16 protein-coding genes are annotated in these 21,607 nt (G+C 73.5%); 7 read left to right on the plus strand and 9 right to left on the minus strand.

All coding sequences use genetic code 11. The features are described from left to right. Positions 1-9 precede the first annotated feature (9 nt). Positions 10-183, minus strand: coding sequence for a hypothetical protein (locus tag BLW47_RS25175; RefSeq protein ID WP_175543645.1), 174 nt, complete (start codon positions 181-183; stop codon positions 10-12). An 18-nt stretch (positions 184-201) separates the two neighbouring features. Here BLW47_RS25175 and BLW47_RS16795 point away from each other — a divergent pair, with 18 nt between their 5' ends. Next, the gene (locus BLW47_RS16795; protein WP_217634869.1) at positions 202-831 is read left to right on the plus strand and encodes a hypothetical protein; all 630 of its coding nucleotides are present in this window, start codon (positions 202-204) and stop codon (positions 829-831) included. A gap of 101 nt (positions 832-932) precedes the next feature. Then, the gene (locus BLW47_RS16800) at positions 933-1,322 is read left to right on the plus strand and encodes a hypothetical protein (protein ID WP_091558228.1); all 390 of its coding nucleotides are present in this window, start codon (positions 933-935) and stop codon (positions 1,320-1,322) included. An 8-nt stretch (positions 1,323-1,330) separates the two neighbouring features. Here BLW47_RS16800 and BLW47_RS16805 read toward each other — a convergent pair whose 3' ends face one another. Continuing rightward, positions 1,331-1,843 (minus strand): FBP domain-containing protein, encoded by a 513-nt coding sequence (locus tag BLW47_RS16805; protein ID WP_245736697.1) that lies wholly within the window; start codon positions 1,841-1,843, stop codon positions 1,331-1,333. A 197-nt stretch (positions 1,844-2,040) separates the two neighbouring features. On the opposite strand from BLW47_RS16805, the gene pulA reads away from it, so the two are divergent. The 3 genes from pulA to BLW47_RS16820 all read left to right on the plus strand — a co-directional run bounded on the left by pulA (position 2,041) and on the right by BLW47_RS16820 (position 11,228). Next, a complete protein-coding gene (gene pulA, locus BLW47_RS16810; protein WP_091557918.1) occupies positions 2,041-7,518 on the plus strand; it encodes a pullulanase-type alpha-1,6-glucosidase in 5,478 nt (1,825 codons plus the stop codon). Between the two features lie 62 nt (positions 7,519-7,580). Continuing rightward, entirely contained in the window at positions 7,581-8,636 is a 1,056-nt protein-coding gene (locus BLW47_RS16815; RefSeq protein ID WP_091557919.1) for an NAD(P)H-dependent flavin oxidoreductase, read from the plus strand. 120 nt (positions 8,637-8,756) lie between these two features. Then, positions 8,757-11,228, plus strand: coding sequence for an MASE4 domain-containing protein (locus BLW47_RS16820; RefSeq protein WP_091557922.1), 2,472 nt, complete (start codon positions 8,757-8,759; stop codon positions 11,226-11,228). A gap of 9 nt (positions 11,229-11,237) precedes the next feature. On the opposite strand, the gene BLW47_RS16825 is transcribed toward BLW47_RS16820, so the two are convergent. The 4 genes from BLW47_RS16825 to BLW47_RS16840 all read right to left on the minus strand — a co-directional run bounded on the left by BLW47_RS16825 (position 11,238) and on the right by BLW47_RS16840 (position 15,868). Then, positions 11,238-12,686 carry a glycosyltransferase family 2 protein gene (locus BLW47_RS16825; protein WP_091557926.1) on the minus strand — a complete coding sequence of 483 codons (1,449 nt, stop codon included), beginning with the start codon at positions 12,684-12,686 and terminating at the stop codon, positions 11,238-11,240. Continuing rightward, the gene (locus BLW47_RS16830) at positions 12,686-13,810 is read right to left on the minus strand and encodes a HEAT repeat domain-containing protein (RefSeq protein ID WP_091557929.1); all 1,125 of its coding nucleotides are present in this window, start codon (positions 13,808-13,810) and stop codon (positions 12,686-12,688) included. Before BLW47_RS16830 ends, BLW47_RS16825 begins: the two co-directional genes overlap by 1 nt. A 1-nt stretch (position 13,811) precedes the next feature. Then, complete coding sequence (locus BLW47_RS16835) at positions 13,812-14,186, minus strand: response regulator transcription factor (RefSeq protein ID WP_091557932.1); 375 nt, start codon at positions 14,184-14,186, stop codon at positions 13,812-13,814. A 206-nt stretch (positions 14,187-14,392) separates the two neighbouring features. Beyond that, positions 14,393-15,868, minus strand: coding sequence for an aminopeptidase P family protein (locus BLW47_RS16840; RefSeq protein ID WP_091557934.1), 1,476 nt, complete (start codon positions 15,866-15,868; stop codon positions 14,393-14,395). A gap of 120 nt (positions 15,869-15,988) precedes the next feature. Between BLW47_RS16840 and asnB the strand changes: the two genes are divergently transcribed. After that, positions 15,989-17,950 carry an asparagine synthase (glutamine-hydrolyzing) gene (asnB, locus tag BLW47_RS16845; protein ID WP_091557937.1) on the plus strand — a complete coding sequence of 654 codons (1,962 nt, stop codon included), beginning with the start codon at positions 15,989-15,991 and terminating at the stop codon, positions 17,948-17,950. Positions 17,951-18,013: 63 nt separating this feature from the next. Here the strand turns inward: asnB and BLW47_RS16850 are convergent, their stop codons facing one another. Beyond that, positions 18,014-19,033 carry a lytic polysaccharide monooxygenase auxiliary activity family 9 protein gene (locus BLW47_RS16850; protein WP_091558231.1) on the minus strand — a complete coding sequence of 340 codons (1,020 nt, stop codon included), beginning with the start codon at positions 19,031-19,033 and terminating at the stop codon, positions 18,014-18,016. Positions 19,034-19,381: 348 nt separating this feature from the next. Between BLW47_RS16850 and BLW47_RS16855 the strand changes: the two genes are divergently transcribed. Beyond that, positions 19,382-20,323, plus strand: a complete 942-nt coding sequence (locus BLW47_RS16855) for a PfkB family carbohydrate kinase (protein WP_091557940.1) — start codon at positions 19,382-19,384, stop codon at positions 20,321-20,323. 15 nt (positions 20,324-20,338) lie between these two features. On the opposite strand, the gene BLW47_RS16860 is transcribed toward BLW47_RS16855, so the two are convergent. Next, positions 20,339-21,169, minus strand: a complete 831-nt coding sequence (locus BLW47_RS16860) for an MBL fold metallo-hydrolase (RefSeq protein WP_091557944.1) — start codon at positions 21,167-21,169, stop codon at positions 20,339-20,341. Then, the gene (locus tag BLW47_RS16865; protein ID WP_091557947.1) at positions 21,166-21,600 is read right to left on the minus strand and encodes a thioesterase family protein; all 435 of its coding nucleotides are present in this window, start codon (positions 21,598-21,600) and stop codon (positions 21,166-21,168) included. The genes BLW47_RS16860 and BLW47_RS16865 overlap by 4 nt, the downstream gene beginning before the upstream one ends. Between the last annotated feature and the right edge of the window lie 7 nt (positions 21,601-21,607).

Below are 21,607 nucleotides of genomic sequence, written 5' to 3' on the forward strand. Positions count from 1 at the left end.
GGGCGGGGGCTACGAATCCGAGCCGGACGGCTCCGTGATCCGCTCGCGGAGCCGACTGCGGATCTCCTCCGGGGTGTACGCCCGGCGGCGCCGTTCGGCGCGCGCGACGACGACTCCGGTCGCGGCGACGCCGACGAATCCGGCCAGCCCGAGCAGCTTCCACCAACGCATCCGACCCCGCATCCGCCTATCGTAGGCAGGGTGATCGGTCTCGATGAAGCCGTCGACCTGACGCGCACCGGAGACGTCTGGGTCTTCCGCGGGCGCAGCGGGCCCGACCGCGCCATCCAGCTCACCACCAACAGCCCGGTCAACCACGTCGGCATGGCCGTGGTCATCGACGACCTGCCCCCGCTGATGTGGCACGCCGAGCTCGGGCGCTCGCTGCCCGACCTCTGGGCCGGGGCGCACCAGCGGGGAGTCCAACTGCACGACCTGCGCTCCGCCGTGCTGGTCTGGGCGCGTCGGTACGGCCAGCGCGCCTGGCTGCGCCAACTCGACCCGCCGGCGACCCGGGAGATGGAGAACGCCGCGCTGCGCACCGTCGCCCGGCTCGACGGCACGCCGTTCCCGTCGACCGCCCAGCTCGCGTGGCGGTGGCTGCGCGGCCGGGTGCCGGCGGTCGGACGCGGACGTCGCGACGCGACGCTGGAGACGGCGTACTGCGCGGAGGTGGTGGCGGTGACGTACGAGGCGATGGGGCTGCTGCCGGCCGGCCGCCGCCCGAACTGGTACGACCCCGGGCGGTTCTGGAGCGGCGACGACCTTCCGCTGCCGCCGGGCGTGCGCCTGGGCGCCGAGATCGCGGTGCGGATCCCGCCCGACGCGTGATCGCGAGGGATCCGGGCGGTCATGGCGCGCCGGCTGCTTCGCGATCATGAAACCGCGGGCCGGAGGTTTGCCGAGGTGACGCGCCGGAAATGGAAGCGGCCGTGGACACCTCGACCGAACTGGCGACGCTGAGCGACTTCTTCGACCGGTACGGGGCCGCCCTGACCGCCGGTGACGTGCCCGCCATCGCACGCTGCTACGCGCTGCCGGGCATCGTGATCACCGACGGCTACAGCTTCTCCTTCACCTCGGCGGCGGCGATCGCGCTGTCCTTCATCGGCGCCGCTCCCGGCTACCAGGATCGGGAGCTGGTCGCCGCGCACGCCCGGATCCTGGACGTGCAGCGGCTGTCGACCGCGCTGTCGATGGTCACCGTCGAGTGGGAGTACCTGGACAGCCAGGGTCGGTCGGTGCCCGGCGAGGGCTTCCGCTACCTGCTGCGGATGGCCGAGCGCGGCCCGGCCATCTGCACCGTCATCCACATGCGCTGACCGCGCCGCTACGCCCGCAGCACGTCGTCGAGGAACGCGTCCAGCCGCGCGAGCAGCGCCCTCGACCGCTCGGCCAGGTCGATCCCCTGATCCGGCTGGATCGGCGCGCCCGGCTTCTTGACGCGCATGTGCGCCGAGCACGCCAGGTCCGCGCAGATGTAGATGCCGACGGTGTTGCCGTTGCGGCCGGCCGCGCCGGCGCGGCGGGCGGTGAACAGCGAGACGGCGTCCGCGGAGTGCACGGAGCGGCACAGCGAGCACATCGCGCTGCGGGCGCGGCCCATCGTGGAGTCGGCGGCGCGTAGGGCCATCCCGACCGGCTGTCCGTCGCGCCAGCCGACGATGTAGCCGCGCAGCGGTGCCTTCGCGTCGCGCCAGCCGAGGAAGTCCCAGCTCGCCCAATCGAGCTGGTCGAGCTCCTTTGGCAGCGACATGCCCGACGCCTCGCCGCGCGAGCAGTTGACCATCGACCGGCGGATCTGTTGCTCGGTCACCCGTTCCATCGCACGTCTGCTTTCCATGGTTCCGTCCCTGCGGGGCCCGGCGGATGCTACCGACAGCGACCGGCCGGGCGCGCCTGGTTTTTCCCGCGCCGGGACGGAACGCACGGCGACTTGCGCAAGATGATGCACGGGTTACGACTTTATTTGCAGGGTATTGCAGACGGTTTCGGCAACGGCTAGCGTGCGGGCAGCCAGCGACACAGGAAGGGCCGTCGATGCCTACCTCGCCCCGCCCCCGTACCCGTCTGCTCGCCGCCGTCGCGCTGCTCGCCCTCACCCTGACCGCGTCCCCGGCGGCCGCGGCGCCGCCGCACCCGACGCCCACGCCCGCCGCCCCGGGCGCCGCGCGGTGGAGCGCCGAGCCGTCGGCGGCGACGCTGGCGAACGCCGGCGCCGCGACCCGCGACCGGGCCGAGCAGTTCTACTTCGTCCTGCCGGACCGGTTCGCCAACGGCGACCCGCGCAACGACCGGGGCGGGTTGACCGGCGACCGGCTGCGCACCGGCCACGACCCGGCCGACAAGGGCTTCTACCACGGCGGCGACCTGCAGGGCGTGATCGACCGCCTCGACTACATCCAGGGCCTCGGCACGACCGCGATCTGGCTCGCCCCGGTCTTCAAGAACCGTCCCGTGCAGGGCAGCGGCGCCGAGATCTCCGCCGGTTACCACGGTTACTGGATCACCGACTTCACCCGGATCGACCCGCACTTCGGCACCACCGAGGACCTGAAGCGGCTGGTGAAGCTCGCGCACCAGCGCGGCATCAAGATCTACCTGGACGTGATCACCAACCACACCGCGGACGTGATCCGGTACGCGGAGAACCAGTACTCCTACGTGGACAAGGCGACGAAGCCGTACCGGGACGCGCAGGGGAGGGCCTTCGACGACCGCAACTACGCCGACGGCAGCCGCCCGTTCCCGGCCGTGAACGCGACGTCGTTCCCGTACACGCCGGTCTTCCCGACCCCGGCCGACGCCACCGTCAAGGCGCCGGCCTGGCTCAATGACCCGACCATGTACCACAACCGCGGCGACTCCACCTTCGCCGGCGAGAACAGCGAGTACGGCGACTTCTTCGGCCTCGACGACCTGTGGACGGAGCGGCCCGAGGTGGTCCGGGGGATGACGAAGATCTTCTCCGACTGGGTCGCGAAGACCGGGGTGGACGGCTACCGCATCGACACCGTCAAGCACGTCAACATGGAGTTCTGGCCGCAGTTCAGCCGCGGCGTCACCGACGCCGCCCGGCGCGCCGGCAAGCCCGACTTCTTCATGTTCGGCGAGGTCTACAGCGGCGACCCCGAGCTCACCTCGACCTACGTGCGCCAGGGTGAGTTGCCGGCCACGCTGGACTTCCCATTCCAGGAGGCGGCCCGTGGCTACGTCGCCGGCGACGGCTCCGCCAGGGCGCTCGCCGACCTGTACGCCCGCGACGACCTCTACACCGCCCGCGGCACCGACGCCGGCCGGTTGCCGACCTTCCTCGGCAACCACGACATGGGCCGGATCGGCACGTTCATCGCCACCGGCGGCACCGACCCGGCCAGCCACCTGCGCCGCGACGTGCTCGCGCACCAGCTGATGTTCCTGACCCGCGGCCAGCCGGTGATCTACTCCGGCGACGAGCAGGGCTTCACCGGCGCCGGCGGCGACAAGGACGCCCGGCAGGACATGTTCGCCTCCGAGGTCGCCGACTACCTCGACGACGACCTGCTCGGCACCGACCGCACCCACGCCGCCGACCAGTACGACACCGCGCACCCGCTCTACCGGGCGATCGCCGAACTCGGCGCGCTGCGCCGGGCGCACCCGGCGCTGCGCGACGGCGTCCAGGTCACCCGGCACGCGGCCGACGGCCCCGGCGTCTTCGCCGTCTCCCGGATCGACCCGCGCGACCGCGTCGAGTACGTCGTCGCGGTCAACAACGCGACCACCGCGCAGCGGGTCACGCTCGACACCTGGTCGGCCGGGACGGCGTTCCGCGGCGTCTACGGCGCCTCGGACACCACCGCCGCCGACGGCGACGGGAAGCTCACCCTCACCGTGCCGGCGCTGTCGGCGGTGGTCCACCGGGCCGGCGCGCCGATCCCGACCCCGGCCGCCGCGCCGACCGTGCGGATCACCGGGCCCGCCGACGGCGCCGCCGTCGCCACCCGCGCCGAGATCGTCGCCGAGGTCACCGGCGACCCGCTGTCGACGGTCACCGTGGCGGCCCGGGTCGGCCGCGGCGCGTGGACGCTGCTCGGCACCGCCGACCGCGCCCCCTATCGGGTGTTCCACGACCTGACCGGCTTGCCCGCGGGCACGCCGATCGAGTACAAGGCGGTGGTGCGCGACAGCAAGGGCCGGACCGCGACGGCGAAATCCCGGGCGACGGTGGGCACCCCGCCGCCGGCCGCCTCGCGGGACTGGCTGGTCGTGCACTACCAGCGCCCCGCCGGCGGCTACGACGACTGGGGGCTGTACGCCTGGGGTGACATCGACCCGGCGTACCAGACCACGTGGCCGGCCGGACAGCCGTTCGTCGGGGAGGACAGCTACGGACGGTTCGCCTGGGTCAAGCTCAAGCCGGGCGCCAGGTCCGTCGGCTTCCTGGTCGTCGACCGGGCGGGCAACAAGGACGGCGCGGTCGACCGCACGGTCGACGTGACGAAGACCGGCGAGGTCTGGGTCAAGCAGGGCGACCCGGCGCTCCACCTCAGCCGCCAGGCGGCCACCGGGCAACCGGATCCGCCCGTCGACACCGACACCGCGGTGCTGCACTACCGGCGCGCCGACGGGAACTATGACGGCTGGGGCCTGCACGTCTGGGACGGCGCGGCGAACCCCACCGACTGGTCGACCCCGCTCGCACCGGCCGCGCGGGACGCGTACGGCGTCACCTTCCGGGTGCCGCTCGCCGCCGGGGCCACCGGGCTGAACTACATCATCCACTCCGGCGACACGAAGGACCTTCCGGGCGACCAGCGGCTCGACTTCGCCACCGCCGGGCGCGAGGCGTGGCTGCTGTCGGCAACCCCCGGGCGGCTGCTGCCGGTGACCGCCACCGCCGGGCGCGACCTCGACGTCACCAAGCAGCGGGCGCACTGGATCGACCGCACGACCGTCGCCTGGCGGACAGGGCCCACCGACGGCAAACGCTACGAGCTGGTCTGGTCCCCGAACGGCGGGCTGGCGATCGCGGACGGCAAGCTCACCGGTACGTACTCGGCGATCCCGCTGTCCGCGCGGCGCAACGGGCTCACCGAGGCGCAGCGGGCGGCCTTCCCGCACCTGTGGGATTACGCCGCGTTCACCGTCGACGCCACCGACCGCGCCACGCTGGCCCGCGCGTTGCGCGGACAGGTCCTGGTCACCGAGCGCGACCACGAGGGCAACCTGCTCGCCGCGACCGGCGTGCAACTTCCCGGCGTCCTCGACGACCTTTACGCCGCCGCGACGAAGAGCCGGCTCGGCCCGACCTTCGCCGGCGGCCGGCCGAAGTTGGCGCTCTGGGCGCCGACCGCGCAGCGGGTCAGCCTGCAGCTCTTCGACACCCCGACCGCGACGCCCCGCACCGTGGCGATGCGCCGCGACGACGCCACCGGCGTCTGGTCGGTGACCGGCGACCGGCAGTGGCGCGGGGCGTACTACCGCTACCAGGTGCGGGCGTGGCAGCCGGCCGCGCAGAAGGTGATCACCGCGGCGGTCACCGACCCGTACTCGCTGGCGCTGGCCGCCGACTCCACGCACAGCCAGCTCGTCGACCTGACCGACCGGGCGCTCGCCCCGGCCGGCTGGGCGACGGTGCCCAAGCCGCCGGCCGTGCCCGCGACGCGTACCCAGATCTCCGAGCTCTCGGTCCGGGACTTCTCGATCGCCGACGCGACCGTGCCGGCCGACCGTCGCGGCACCTACCTGGCGTTCACCGACCCGACCACCGCCGGCATGCGCCACCTCACGGCGCTGGCCGACGCCGGCGTCACCCACCTGCACCTGCTGCCGGCCTTCGACTTCGCCACCATCCCGGAACGCCGCGCCGACCAGAAGCAGCCCGCCTGCGACCTCGCCGCGCTGCCGCCCGACTCCGACCAGCAGCAGGCCTGCGTCGCCGCGGTCGCGGAGACCGACGGCTACAACTGGGGGTACGACCCGCTGCACTACACCGTGCCGGAGGGCGGGTACGCGGTCGACCCGGCCGGCGCGGCGCGCACCCGCGAGTTCCGGCAGATGGTCGCCGGGGTCAACGCGGCCGGGCTGCGCGTGGTGATGGACGTCGTCTACAACCACACCTCGGCGTCCGGCACCGACCCGAAGTCGGTGCTCGACCAGATCGTGCCCGGCTACTACCACCGGCTGCTCGACGACGGCGCCGTCGCCACCTCCACCTGCTGCGCCAACACCGCCCCCGAACACGCGATGATGGGCAAGCTGGTGGTCGACTCGCTGGTCACCTGGGCCAGGGCGTACAAGGTGGACGGTTTCCGCTTCGACCTGATGGGTCACCACCCCAAGGCCAACATCCTGGCCGTGCGGGCCGCGCTCGACACGCTCACCGTCGCCCGCGACGGCGTCGACGGAAAGTCGATCCTGCTCTACGGGGAGGGCTGGGACTTCGGCGAGGTCGCCGGCGACGCCCGCTTCGAACAGGCCACCCAGGCCAACATGGCCGGCACCGGGATCGGGACCTTCAACGACCGGCTCCGCGACGCCGTCCGCGGCGGCGGGCCGTTCGACGCCAACCCGCGCAGCCAGGGCTTCGCCTCCGGGCTCTTCACCGACCCCAACGGCGACGACGTCAACGGCGACCCCGCGGCGCAGCGCGCCCGACTGCTGCGGCAACACGATCAGATCAAGGTCGGGCTGGTGGGCAACCTCGCCGGCTACCGGTTCGTCGACTCGTCGGGCCGGACCGTCACCGGCGCCGAGATCGACTACAACGGCGCGCCCGCCGGCTACACCGCGGCGCCGGGGGAGGCGGTCACCTACGTCGACGCGCACGACAACGAGATCCTGTACGACGCGCTCGCGTACAAGCTGCCCGCGGCGACCTCCGCGACCGACCGGGCCCGGATGCAGGTGCTGGCGCTGGCCACCGTCGTGATGGGGCAGGGGACCGGCTTCGTCACCACCGGCTCCGAGCGGTTGCGATCCAAGTCGCTGGACCGCAACTCCTTCAACTCCGGCGACTGGTTCAACCAGATCCGCTGGGACTGCGCGGCTGGCAACGGCTTCGGCGCGGGGCTGCCCCCGGCCGCCGACAACCGCGACAAGTGGCCGTACGCGAAACCGCTGCTGGCCGACCCGAAGCTGGTGCCGGACTGCGCGGCGATCAACCTCGCCGACGCGCGCTACGCCGAACTGCTCCGCATCCGGGCCTCGTCACCGGTGTTCGGGCTGACCACCGCTGCGCAGGTGCAGCAGCGGGTGTCGTTCCCGCTCTCCGGCACCGGCGAGACCCCCGGCGTGCTCACCATGCGGCTCGACGGCACCGGCCTCGACAAGCGGTGGAGCTCGATCACCGTGGTCTTCAACGCCACGCCGTCGACCGTCACCCAGACCGTCGGGGGGCTGCGCGGCGCGGACGTCGCGCTGCACCCGGTGCTGGCCACGTCGGCCGATCCGGCGCTGCGCACCGCGCGCTTCGACGCCGCGACCGGCACCTTCACCGTGCCGGCCCGCAGCGTGGCGGTTTTCGTCCAGAAGTGACCGGGACTCGTCTTCCGCGCCGCACCGCGTGATCCGACCGGCGGGCGGGCAGACTGGGCGACATGCCATCCGGTCCGCTCGCCCGCCTCGGTGTGCCGCTGCCCGTCGTCGTCGCGCCGATGGCCGGTGGCCCGTCCACGCCCGAGCTGGTCGCCGCGGTCGGCGAGGCGGGCGCGCTGGGTTTCCTCGCCGCGGGTTACCGCAGCGCCGTGCAGCTCGAGGCGCAGATCGCCCGGACCCGCGCGCTCACCGACCGGCCATTCGGGGTCAACGTCTTCGTCCCCGGTTCGTCGTCGGTCGACGTCGCCGCCCTCGACCGCTACGCGTTGCGGCTCGCGCCGGTCGCGCAGCGGCTCGGCGTCCCGCTCGGCGACGGGCGCTGGGACGACGACGGGTACGCCGGCAAGCTGGAGCTGCTGGTCGCGGCGCGGGTGCCGATGGTCGCCTTCACCTTCGGCTGCCCCTCCGCCCAGGACGTGGAGCGGCTGCACGGGGCCGGCAGCCTCGTCGCGGTGACGGTGACCAGCCCCGCCGAGGCGGTGCAGGCGCAGCGGGTCGGGGCGGACGCGCTGGTGGCGCAGGGCGCCGAGGCCGGCGGCCACCAGGGCTGCTTCGACGACGATCCGCACACGCCGCTCGGCGGCGCCGCGCGTCCGCTGGCGACGCTGCTCGCCGAACTCGCCCCGACCGCGCCGCCGCCGGTGATCGCCGCCGGTGGGCTGATGACCGGCGCGGACATCGCCGGCGCGCTCGCCGCCGGCGCGGTCGCCGGGCAGCTCGGCACCGCGTTCCTGTGCTGCCCGGAGGCCGGCACCAGCGAGACCCACCGGCGCGCCCTGGCCGACCCGCGCTTCACGGCGACCGCGTTCACCCGGGCGTTCACCGGCCGCACCGCGCGCGGCCTGGTCAACGACTTCCTGCGCGAGCACACCGCCGACGCCCCGGCGGCGTACCCGTGGGTGCACCATCTGACGCGTCCGCTGCGCGCCGCCGCGGCCGAGCGGGGCGACGCCGACACGGTGCACCTGTGGACGGGCCAGGGGTGGCGCGACATCCGCCCGTTGCCCGCGGCCGAGCTCGTCGCCACGCTCGCCGTCGAGCTGGCCGCCGCACGCTGATCAGCCGATGTGGTCGGTCCGGTCGGTGTCACGTGGGCCCAGGCTGGGACATTTTTCCAATAGCGCGAGGAAGGCTCCGATATTGTGTGACTTTGTCTGATCGGAGCCGATTGGTTCTCCATGACGTTGTCCGTTCCGCCCCTGGTCTCGGGCGGGCCCGTCCGGGCCGGCCGCGCCCCGGTGCTGCTCGCTGCCGCGGCCGCGGGCCTCACGATCGTGCTCTGGCTGCTCGCCGATCGGCAGCTCGGGTCGGTGCCGGCGTTCCTGCCCGCGTTCCTGGCCGTGATCTGGGTGCTGGACCTGCTGACCGCACTCCTGCTCTTCAACCAGTTCGCCGCGGGTTCCTCGCCCCGGCTGCTGGCGCTGGCCGCGGCGTACCTGTGGTCGTCGGCGGTGATCGTGCCGCACGCGATGGTCTTCCCCGGCCTGTTCACCCCGACCGGGTTGTTGAACGCGGTCCCGAGCAGCGCTCCGTGGTTGTGGACCGCGTGGCACGTCGGATTCCCGCTGCTGATCGGGGTGGCGATGGCGCCGTGGCCGGCGAAGGCGTGGGCCCGGGGCCCCCGGCACCGCCCCGTACGGCGCCGGTTCGGCGCGATCGCCGTCGTCGCCGGGCTGGTCCTGGTGAGCGTGGTCGGGGTGACGTGGCTGGTCACCGCGGGCCACCCGCACGTACCCGTGATCATCCGTAACGGTGACTACTCGATTCTGACGCGGCAGTTCGGGCCGGCGATCATCGCGGTGAACGCGGCGGCGCTGCTGCTGGCCGCGACCCGGTTCCGACGCGGCACGGCGCCCGGGCTGGAAGCGTGGGCGTTCGTGGCCGTCGCCGCGTCGTGCGGCGACACGATGCTGACCCTGTTCGCCCGGTCCCGGTACACGATCGGCTGGTACGGCGCCCGGGTGCTGGCGTTGCTCGCCGCGCTGGTCGTGCTCGCGTCGCTGCTGCGCGAGGTGACCCTGCTGTACCGGCGGGTCCGCGCCGCCAACGAGGCGATCCTGGTCGCCCGCAACGAGGCGCTCGCGGCCGCGTCGGCGAAGGCGGAGTTCCTGGCCACCATGAGCCACGAGATCCGCACCCCGATGAACGCCGTGATCGGCATGACCGGCCTGCTGCTGGAGACCGAGCTGACGGCCGCGCAGCGCGAGTACGTCACCACCGTCCGGGACAGCGGTGAGGCGCTGCTCGTCATCATTGATGACATTCTCGACTTCTCGAAGATCGATTCCGGCCAGTTGGACCTGGAGGACGCCGCGTTCGACGTGCGCGAGTGTCTGGAGGGGGCGCTCGCGCTGGTCGCGGTCCCCGCCGCCCGGAAGGGCCTGGAGCTGGTCGGTCGGGTCGAGCGGGGCTGCCCGACGCTGCTGCGCGGTGACGTGACGCGGTTGCGGCAGATCCTGGTGAACCTGCTCTCGAACGCGGTCAAGTTCACCGAGCGCGGCGAGGTGGTCGCCACCGTCGGCGCGGAGCGAACCGGCGACGCGGTGCGGCTGCGGGTCGCGGTGCGGGACACCGGCATCGGCATCCCCGCCGATCGGATGGACCGGTTGTTCCGATCCTTCAGTCAGGTCGACGCGTCGACCACCCGGATGTACGGGGGCACCGGCCTGGGGCTGGCGATCAGCCGCCGGCTCGCCCGGGCGATGGGTGGCGACATCACCGTGCGCAGCGAAGAGGGGGCGGGCTCGGTCTTCACGCTGACCGCCCTGCTGCGTCCGGCCGTCGAGCGGCCGGAGCCCGCGCCGGCCCCGGAGCCGGCGGCCCCGCCCACGCCCCGGACCCCGTCGCTGCGGGTCCTGGTCGCCGAGGACAACGAGGTCAACCATCGGGTCGCGCGGCTGATGTTGTCCCGGCTCGGCCACCGCGTCGACGCCGTCGCCAACGGCGCGGAGGCCGTCGAGGCCCTGCACCGCGCGGACTACGACGTCGTGTTCATGGACGTGCAGATGCCGGTCCTCGACGGGCTGGAGGCCACCCGGCGGATCCGGGCCGAACTGCCCGCCCACCGGCAGCCCCGCATCGTCGCTCTGACCGCGAACGCGCTGCCCGAGCACCGCGCCGCCTGCGCGGCGGCCGGCATGGACGGTTACCTCGCCAAGCCCGTCCGGGCGCACGAACTCGCCACGGTGCTGGCCCCGCTGCGTCCGCTCGCCCGCGACGCCGCCGACGACCGACCGCCGCCGCCGACGGCCGCCGACCCACGAGGGAACGACCCACGCGAGGCCGACCTGCGGGAGCGCCTCGCGGAACTGGGCGACCCGGACGAGGGGGAGGCCGGACGTGCGCTGCTGGTCAGAATTCTCGGCTCCTTCACGACCCGGGCGCCCGAGGCGCTGGCGCGGCTCGGCGACGCGCTGCGCGACGGTGACCCGGTCGCGGTGCGGGAGGGCGCGCACGCGCTCAAGGGCTCGGCCGCCAACCTCGGCGCGACCATCCTGGCCGGGCTGCTCGACGAGCTCGAGCAGCGGGCCTGCCGCGGAGCGCTGCCGGACCCGGAGCCGACCCTGCGGCGGCTCCACGATGAGCTCGCGCTGCTCACCCCGCTCCTGCACGCGCTCGCCGCCGAACTGCGCGCACCCGTGGCCCGCTGAGCCGGCGGATCAGTCGGAGGTGGGAGGGCCGCCGAAACCCGTCCGCGTCATGACCCCCCACTCGTGGCGGCGGCGCAGCAGCGCCGACCAGGCGCCCTGGACCCGCCACACCGCGGTCAGCTGCCGGTATCCCATGTTCTCCAGGATCGACGCGGCGACGGCGGCGGCCAGGTCGCGCCAGCGCGAGTACCGGTGGAACGTGTACTCCTCCACCGCCAACGCGACGAGATTGATCAGCATCGCGTAGCCGTACGCCACCAGAACGAAGCGCCAGGCGAACCCGAAGTCCACCGCGCCGAGCGCGAACCCGAGCGGCACCAGCACGAGGCCGGCGAGCTCGACCAGCGGCGCGAGCAGCTCGAAGACGAGGTAGTAGGGGAGGGCGACCAGCCCGATCCGCCCGTACCGGGGGTTGCCGATCATCCGCCGGTGCTTGGTCATGATCTCGCTCAGCCCACGGTGCCAGCGCCGCCGCTGGCTCGCCAGCACCGACCGTGTGCTCGGCGCCTCGGTCCAGGACACCGGCTCGGCCACGAACACGATCCGGTAGTCGCGCCGGGCGCGCCGGAGGTGCTGGTGCAGGCGGACCACCAGTTCGGCGTCCTCGCCGATGCTGTCCGGGTCCAGGCCGCCGACCTCCAGCAGTACGTCCCGGCGGAACAGCCCGAACGCCCCGGAGATGACCAGCAGCCCGCTCAACCGGGACCAGCCGGTGCGCCCCAGCAGGAACGCGCGGAGGTACTCGACGACCTGGATGCGGGGCAGCCAGCCGCGCGGCATCCGGGTCTCGACGATGCGGCCGGCGACCACGGAGGAGCCGTTCGCGATCCGGACCACGCCACCGGCGGCGACCACCCGCAACGGGTCGTCGACGAACGGTTTGGCGACCGACAGCAGCGACTGCGGGTCCAGCAGCGAGTCCGCGTCGACCATGCAGACCAACGGGGACCGGGCGGCGTTGATGCCGACGTTGAGCGCGTCCGCGCGGCCGGAGTTCTCCTTGCGGACCACCACCAGCGGCTCGGGTCGCAGCCGCGGCACGTGCACCGACCGGACGGCGCCGCGGGTGGGCACCGCGTCGGGGATCACGCGCGGCACCTCCACGAGGTCGAACTCCGCGGCGAGCCGCTCGAACGTCGCGTCGGTGGAGCCGTCGTCGACGACCACCACCTCGAACGCCGGATACCGCAGCGCGAGCATCGCCTGCACCGACTCGACGATGCCGACCTCTTCGTTGTACGCCGGCACGACCACCGAGATCGCCTGCGTGAGCGGCGACCGGTAGGTCTCCTCGAAACCGGCCAGCGGCGCCCGGCGGACGTGCCGCGCGAACTCGACGGTCGCCAGCGCGATGAGGATCAGATAGCTGGTGTTGATCAACAGGAAGTAGCCGAGAATCACGCCGTCGGTCACCCGCAGCACGTCCCGGACGACGTCGAGAACCCCGTCCGTCGTCATCACCGCACCGCCGCGGCCGCGGCCGCGCCGACGCGTCGGCGCGCCTCCAGCTCGGCGACCGCCAGCGCCTCCCGGGCGTACGCCCCCGCCCGCGCCGTCGCGGTCTCGACCGGCGGGTCGGACCCGGCCGGTGCGGCGTGGGCCGCGCGCGCCAGCGCCGCCCGCCCGGCGTCGCCCATTCGCAGCAGCGCGTACGCGGCCGCGTGCGCGACGTCGTGGTCCGGATCGGCCAGCAGCGTGCCGAGCGCGGGGGCGGCCGCCACCGCGCCCAGGTCGCCGAGCGCGCGGGCCGCGGCGGCGCGCAGGGCCGGCGGCTGGGTCGGCTCGACCGCGGTCAGCAACGGGCCCAGCGACTGCCGGGTGCCGAGCCGTCCCAGCGTGACCGCCGCGCGTGCCCGCACCGCGGGCGACGCGTCGCCGCTCAGCACCTCGATGACGCGGCCCGCGGCGGTGATGGCGCCGACCAGGCCCAGCACCTCGACGGCGGTGACCCTGACCAGTTCGGCCGGGTGGTCGAGGGCCCCGACGAGCGCGTCCCGGCCGTCGGCGCCGATCCGCAGCACCGCGTCGGCGACCGCCTGCGGCGGAACCGGCCGCGGCCCGACGAGGCTGGCCAGCAGCGCGGGCACAGCCGTCGGGTCGGCGATCCGGCCCAGGGCACGGGCCGTCACGGCGCGCACGTCGGGGTCCGGGTCGGCGAGCAGCGCGACCAGCGTCGGCACGGCGTCGCGCCGCCGCAGGTTGCCCAGCACCTCGGCGGCGCGGGCCCGCCGCACCGCCCCGGCGCGGCGCGTCTGCCGCAGCGCCCGTTCGCCCGACCCGCGCTCCTCGAAGACCGAGACCAGCACGGCGCGGGCCTCCCCGCGTACCTTGCCGAGCAGTGCGACGGCGGTGGGCTCGACGGCGCGCCACACGCCGGGTTCCAGCCTCGCCAGCGTCGTGAAGTTCGCCTGCTCGTCGTCGCCGGCGGCGAGCGCGAGCAGAGCACGACGGGCCGGCGCGGCGAGACGGGCGCGCCGGGCGTCGCCGATCCGGCGCGCCGCGCGGCCGAAAATGATCACCGCTGCGAGGACGACGGTGACCGCCGTGAGAACCAGCAGGGCGCCGGTGGCGATCCCGACCACGTCACGCCCGCGTCCGGGCGAGCACCGCCTCGACGCGCCTGACCAGCTCGCGCGGGCTGAACGGCTTGATGACGTAGTCGACCGCGCCCGCGCCGAAGCCGACCTCCACGTCGCCCTCCTGGGCGCGCGCGGTCAGCAGGATCACCGGCAGCGTGGCGGTGGCGGGGTTGGCGTACAGCTCGCGGCAGACGTCCACGCCGGACATTCCCGGCATCATCACGTCGAGTACCGCGAGGTCGGGCGGGTTCTCGCGGGCCGCGGAGAGCGCGGCGAGTCCGTTGTCGACGGCGCGCACGTCGTACCCGGCCTGCTCGAGCTTGAAGGCGACGAGGTCCCGGATGTCCGGATCGTCGTCGGCGATCAAGATCGCTGTCATATGTCCCCCCGTCGGCACCGATCGACCACACGCCAATCGGTCCGATTTAGGAGCATCGTAGGGGAATCTGCCCGTTAGCCTGGGTAGGCGGGAACCGCGACACGCGCTGAACCGCTGCCCCAGCCGGCCCCCCCTCACACCGCCCGGTCGCGGTCGATCAAGGGGCCGGCGGTCCGCTCCTGTCGACCCCTTGATCAACCCGGAGGTCAGCCGGGGAGGCGGGGGCCGGCCTCGCGTTGGGCCGCCAGCCACTCCTCCACCTCGACCGCGCGCCGCGGGAGGCCGGCCGACAGATTGACCGCGCCGGCCGGGGTGACCAGCACGTCGTCCTCGATCCGGATGCCGATGCCACGCAGCTCCTCGGGCACCAGGTCGTCCTCGGGCTGGAAGTAGAGCCCCGGCTCCACGGTCAGCACGTACCCCTCGCCGAGCTCGCCGTCGCGGTAGCGCTCCGCGCGGGCGCGCGCGCAGTCGTGCACGTCGATGCCGAGCATGTGCCCGAAGCCGTGCAGCGTCCAGCGCCGATAGACGGTCGACTCCTTCTCCATTGCCTCGTCGACGCTGACCGGCAGGATGCCCAGCTCGGCCAGGCCCTCGGCGAGCACCCGCATGCAGGTCCGGTGCACGTCGGAGAACTTCACGCCCGGCTTGATGAACTCCATGCCGGCCTGCTGCGCCGCGTAGACGATGTCGTAGACCTGCCGCTGCAGCGGGGTGAAGGTGCCGGAGACCGGCACGGTGCGGGTGACATCGGCGGTGTAGAGATGCCGGTTCTCCACACCCATGTCCATCAGCAGCAGCTCGCCCGGCGTGGTCGCGCCGGTGTTGCGCACCCAGTGCAGGATCGTCGCGTGCGGGCCGGCGCCCACGATCGAGCCGTAGCCGACGTCGTTGCCGTCGTGCCGGGCGCGCAGCCCGAAGACCCCCTCCAGCAGCCGCTCCGACACCGAGCGGTCGGCCGGCAGCACCCGCGCCACGTCCTCGAAGCCGCGCACCGTCGCGTCGATCGCGTCCTGCAGCTGCGCCAGCTCCCACTCGTCCTTGACGAGCTTCAGCTCCGCGATCGTCGCGGCCAGCTCCCGGTCGCGAGCGCCCGCCCCGTCGGCGTCGTACGGCCGGACCGCCGCGTCGACGCACGCGTCGTGACCGCGCAGCACGCGGGTCCGGCGCGGCGCGCAGTCGGCCAGCGCCGCCGGCAGGTCGCTCAGCGGGGCGGTCTCCACGGCCAGCTCGGCCGCCTTCTCCTCCAGGGCCAGCCGGCGGCCCACCCACAGCTCGCCGTCGCGGCTGCGGAAGAACTCGTCGTTCTCCCGCGACGAGCGGGGCCGGGTGTAGAGGACGGCGTCGTGGCCGTCGCCGTTGGGGCGCATCACGAGGACGCCGTCGGGGTCGTGGTCGCCGGTGAGGTAGACGAAGTCGCTGCCCGGGCGGAACGGGTAGTAGGTGTCGTTCGCGCGCACCTTCTCCGTGCCCGTCGGGATCACCAGCGTCTGCCCACCGAAGGCGGCGGAGAGCGCGGCGCGCCGCTTCGCGTAGTTGGGCACCTCGGCGCGGGGCGTCACCGTCAGGTCGTCGTTGCGCCAGCCGCTCCGCATGAACTGCAGGAACTTCTCCGGAAAGTCCGGATCATGCGACTCCGTGCGCGCCTGCCCGGCCGTGCCCTCGGTCCGCTCCTCGCCCATGCCGCCGCCTTCCGTCCGGTTTCCCGCCCCCGAACCGTACCGCGCGGGCGCGGAGCCGGTCGCGGGGTGCCCGCAGCGGTGCCGGCGGACGCGCGGGCCGCGCGTGGAAAGATGTCTGCCATGTGCGGACTCCTGGCCTTCTTCAGCGCCCGCGGCGACGCCGGCGCGCACCGCGATGCGATCTCCAGCGCGTTGGAATGCCTGCACCATCGGGGACCCGACGAGACCGGTGTCGAGGTCGTCGCGGACGCCTCCGGGCACTTCGCGGACGCGGTCTTCGCCCACAAGCGGTTGGCGATCATCGACGTGGCTTCCAGTCAGGAGCCGCTGGCGTACGCGAACGGCCGCTACCTGCTCACGTTCAACGGCGAGATCTACAACTACATCGAGTTGCGGGAGCAGCTGATCCGCGAGTTCGGCGCGGAGTTCGCCACCCAGGGCGACGGCGAGGTGATCGTCGCCGGCTACCACTACTGGGGCGAGGCGGTGCTCAAGCGGCTCCGCGGGATGTTCGCGTTCGTGATCTGGGACCGGGAGCAGCGTCGCGCGTTCGCCGCCCGTGACTACTTCGGGATCAAGCCGCTGCACTACCTGCAGACCGCCGACGGCGTCTACCTCGCCTCGGAGAAGAAGGCGCTGCTGCCGTTCTCCGCGGCCGCGAACACCGGCGACGCCGGGATCGACACCGCCAACCTGTCCCACTACCTGACCCTGCAGTACGTGCCCGAGCCCGGCACGTTGCACCGGGGGATCAACCGGATCGGGTCGGGGGAGTCCCTCACCTGGTCGGCGGCGGAGGGCGCCCGGGTGCGCCGCTGGTACCGCCCGGTCTTCCATCCCGGACCGGTGGACGACCCGCAGAAGCTCTACGACCGGATCCGGGAGACGCTGCGCGAGAGCGTCCGGATGCACATGCGCTCGGACGTGCCGGTCGGCTCGTTCCTGTCCAGCGGCATCGACTCGACGGCCGTGGTGGCGCTGGCCCGCGAGTTCAACCCCAACATCCTCACCTTCACCGTCGGCTACGACGTGCCGGGCTACTCCGAGATCGACGTCGCCCAGGACTCCGCGCGACACCTCGGCGTCACCACGATCCCGACGAAGATCGGGCCGCAGGACATGATCGACGCCCTGCCGAAGATCGTGTGGCACCTGGACGACCCGGTCGCCGACCCGGCGCTGGTGCCGCTCTACTTCGTGGCGAAGAAGGCCGCCGAGCACGTCACGGTGGTCCTCTCCGGCGAGGGCGCCGACGAGTTCTTCGGCGGCTACACCATCTACCGCGAGCCGCTCTCGCTCAACGCGGTCAACAGCCTGCCCGACTCCATGCAGAAGGGGCTGCGGGCGGTCTCCAAGGTCATTCCGCAGGGCGTGAAGGGCAAGAGCTTCCTGGAGCGGGGCACCACCCCGATCGAGGAGCGGTACTACGGCAACGCCCGGATGTTCACCGAGGAGGAGAAGCGGCAACTGCTGCGCCGCTACGACCCGTCGGTGCGCTACACCGACGTCACCGCACCGATCTACGCCGAGGTGCCCGAACTCGACGACGTGACCAAGATGCAGTACGTCGACCTCTACACGTGGCTGCGCGGCGACATCCTGGTCAAGGCCGACCGGATCTCCATGGCGCACTCGCTGGAGGTGCGGGTGCCGTTCCTGGACCGCGAGGTCTTCGAGGTCGCCTCGATCATCCCGGTCGACCTGAAGCTGCCGCCCCGCTCCGACGCCACCAAGTACGCGATGCGGCAGGCGCTGATGGACGTGGTGCCGCCGCCGATCGTCAACCGCCGCAAGCTCGGCTTCCCGACGCCGACGCGGGTGTGGCTGCGCGGCGAGATGTACGAGTGGGCGCGGCACGTGCTCGCCACCTCGGGCGCCGGCGAGCTGCTCGACCTGTCGTACGCGATGCGGCTGCTGGAGGAGCACAAGCGCGAGGAGGCGGACCACTCCCGCAAGGTCTGGACCGTGCTCATCTTCTGCATCTGGCACGCGATCTTCGTCGAGCGTTCCCTCGACCCCGGCATCCAGCGCAACCAGTCGGCGCTGCTCACCAAGCCGGTCGTCGGGTCGATGGTCTCCTGATACCGGCGCGACGATCGGGGCCCGGCGCCGCACGGCGCCGGGCCCCGGTGGCGTTCGTCGCCGCTACGAGCTGGCGCAGCTCACCGTTGGGGTGGCGCTGCTACCCGTGCCGGTGAAGCCGAACGTGGCCGAGGCGTTCGGCGCCAGGCTGCCGTTGTGGGCCGCGTTCCTGGCGGTCACGCTGCTGCCGCTCTGGGTGTAGCTGGCGTTCCAGAGGCTGTTGATGCTCTGGCCGCCGGGCCAGGTCCAGCTCGTCGTCCATCCGCTGATCGCCGAGCTGCCGCGGTTGGTCACGGTCACCTCGCCCTGGAAGCCGCCGGACCAGGAGCCGGTGACCCGGAAGGTGGCCGCGCAGCTACCCGGACCGGGGTTGGTGGGCGGGTTGGTCGGTGGCGGGTTGGTCGGCGGGTTGGTCGGCGGCGGGGTGGACCCGCCACCGCCGACGCCGGTCACCTCGCCGTTGCCGCCGTCGAAGACCACGTCGGAGCAGCCGAAGAAGTTCTCCTGGCTGTCCGAGCGGACCCAGCGGGAGTAGATGATGTGCCGGCCGCTCTTGCCGGACGGTAGCCGCCCGCTGAAGTAGTAGTGGCCCTCGTTGGTGCCGACCGCGCCGCTCTGCGGCGGGTTCGTCACCGTCAGGAACGGCTCGCTCTCCAGGTCGCTCCAGGCCAGCGCCCGCGTCGGGCTCCAACTGTCCTTTGTGACGTAGAAGTAGAACGTGCCCGGGTGGTGGGCCCAGTTGCTGTACCGGTAGTTGAAGTTGGCGCCGGCCGTGAGGTGCGTGACCGGCCAGTCGGTGCGGGCCAGGTTGTAGCCCGTGAAGCTGCTGTTGCCGCCGCTGCACAGCTGGCCGTCCGGGACGAAGCCGACCGTGCGGCCGCCGGCGTCCGAGCGCAGCACGCTGAACCAGTTGTAGAGCGAGTTCGCGCCGCTCTGCGCGACCGCGGCCGCGCAGGCCGGGTTCTGCGGAACGATGTTGCCCTGCGGCGACAGCCCGTCCTTCCAGCACAGGTACGTGCGGCTGCCCGGCACCATGGCCGCGCCGTGCGCCTGCGCCGGGGTGGGGTTCACCACCGCCAGCATGCCGGCGGCGAGCGCCGCGGCGGCGGCGACCACCGCCGCTCTGCGAAGAGATTTCACCGAGTACTCCTTGGGAGAGCAGTGCCGCAGGGTGGGGGCGCGTCCGGACGTGCGGACACGGGGATCCTGCGGACATGGAAATGGAAGGTCCGTCGTGGACCGCTGCCCTCGCGTGACTTTCTGCCGGCGCCCGGCACAGCGCGTCAGCCCCCGCGCTGCCTCGGCACCGTCATCCCATCACGGATCGGGGCCCGAATCAATAGTCAGACGTCGATACTGGGGGGCCCGCCGGTTCCGCCACGGCCCGACAGCGGGCATGCTGTCATTCGGCGCGGGAGGGGAGGAAGCGCGATGAGCTATGCGGTGGTGCTCGGCGAGGCGCTCGTCGACCTGCTCGAAGGAGAGTGCGACGGGCAGCTCGTCTACCGGCAGGCGATCGGCGGGGCGCCGCTGAACGTCGCGGTCGGCGTCGCCCGGCTCGGCGGCGCCGTCGAGTTCGCCGGCTCCCTCGGCGACGACGTCCTCGCCGGCCGGATCCGTACCTTCCTCGACGCGGCCGGCGTCGGCGTCCGCGGCGTGGTCGAGGTCGCCGCGCCGACCACGCTCGCCGTCGCCACCTTCACCGGCGCCGAACCGGACTTCCGCTTCTACGGCGAGCCGCCGTCGTACGGCCTGCTCGCCCCGGACTCGGTCGATCCGGCACTGGTCGCCGACGCCGCGGTGCTCTACTGCGGGTCGATCGCGCTGCTCTGCCCGCCGGTGCTCGCCGCGGCCCGGCAGGCCTGGGCGGCGACCCGGGGCCTGCGGGTCTTCGACCCGAACGTGCGACCCCGGATGCTGCCCGACGCGGCGGCGCTCGCCGGGTTCCGCGCCGTGGTCGCCGAGTTCGCCGCGACGGCGCACCTGGTGAAGCTGAGCGCCGCCGACGCCGAGGTGCTCTACGACGGCGCCTCGCCGGAGGAGGCGGCGCGGCGGCTGCGCGCCGCGGGCGCCGGCGCGGTCGTGGTCACCCGCGGCGCGGCCGGGGCGGTGGTCGCGGCCGGGGACGGGACGGTGCTCGTCGAGGCTCCGGCCGTCGAGGCCGTCGACGCGACCGGGGCGGGGGACTCGGTGATGGCCGCGTTGATCGCCGAACTGCTCGCCGAGGGCCTTCCCGACGACGCGTCCGGCTGGTTGCCCCGGGTCGCCTTCGCGCTGCGGGTGGCGGCGCTGGTGTGCGAGTCCCCGGGCGGCGCGGTCGCGATGCCCACCCGCGCCGACGTCGCCCGTCGATTCCGGGCGGAAGGCATGTGACGGTCGATCGCCGGATCAGGTGCGGCCGTCGAGTTCGGCGTAGCCGCGGCGTACGGCCGGGAGCGCCGTGTCGGTGCCGAAGGGGGCGCGGGCGGCCACCCGCTCGGCCGGGACCCGGTCGCCGTACCCGTCGCGGATCAGCCACTCCAGCGTGACGAGATCCGCGTGTTGCGCCCGGACGAACGTCTCGTCGACCACCGCGCCGTGCCCGGGCACGATCGTCGTGCCGGGGCCGGTCAGCCGCAGCAGCGCGGCCACGGTCTCCGGCCACTGCAGCGGGAACGAGTCGCGGAACGCCGGCGGGGCGCCCTCTTCGACCAGGTCGCCGGCGATCAGCACGTCGGCGTCGGGCACGTGTGCCACCAGGTCCCCGGCGGTGTGCCCGCGTCCGAGGTGCGCCAGCTCCACCCGTCGCCCCCCGACGTCGAGTGTGCAGCGCTGCGCCACCGTGCGGGTGGGCGCCAGCACCGGCGCCCCGGCGAGCTGCGCGGCCAGCGCGCCGTCCAGCGGCAGCATCTCCTCGTACGCCTCCCGGCGCACCGCGTCGGCGCCGTCGCGCAGCAGCAGCGCGGTCTGCTCGTGCGCCACGATCTCGGCCGGCGGGTCGCCGGCCGCGACCGGGTTGCCGAAGCAGTGGTCGAAGTGGTGGTGGGTGTTGACGATCGTCCACGGGTGCGGGGTCACGGCCCGGGCCGCCGCGACCAGCTCGCGCGCCTGCGCGGCGGTCGACAGCGTGTCCACCAGCAGCGCGGCGCCGTCGCCGACGACCAGCGTGACGTTGACGTCGAGGAGTGGATACCGCAGGACGTGCACGCCGTCGGCGATCTCCACGAACGTCGGCGTCACGCCGTTCCGGCGCCCTTGGCGGCCGGGCCGGGGTCGCCGACGGCCCGCTCCACGAAGCGATGTCGGTCGACCAGGATCCGCTCGACCCGCCCCTCGGCCGCGACGGTCGCCCCGTCGCTGACCGACACCTCGAACAGCAGCCGCCGCCCGTCGACCTTGGCGAGCCGGGCGCGGGCCACGACGGTGCGGCCGACCGGGGTCGGCGCCCGGTGGTCGAGCTCGACCCGGGTGCCGACGGTGGTCATCCCGGGCGGCATCCGGGTCGCGGTCGCCGCGACGGTCGCCGCCTCGACCAGGGCGAGCACCCGCGGCGTGCCGAGCACCGGCACGTCGCCGGAGCCGACCGCCTGGGCGGTGTCGGAGTCGGTGACGGTCAGCTCCACGTGGGCGCTCAGCCCGGCCGTGAAGCCGGGATCCCGCTTCTGCTCCATGACGTTC

Source organism: Micromonospora pattaloongensis (genome assembly GCF_900107255.1).
Lineage (GTDB): Bacteria > Actinomycetota > Actinomycetes > Mycobacteriales > Micromonosporaceae > Micromonospora_I > Micromonospora_I pattaloongensis.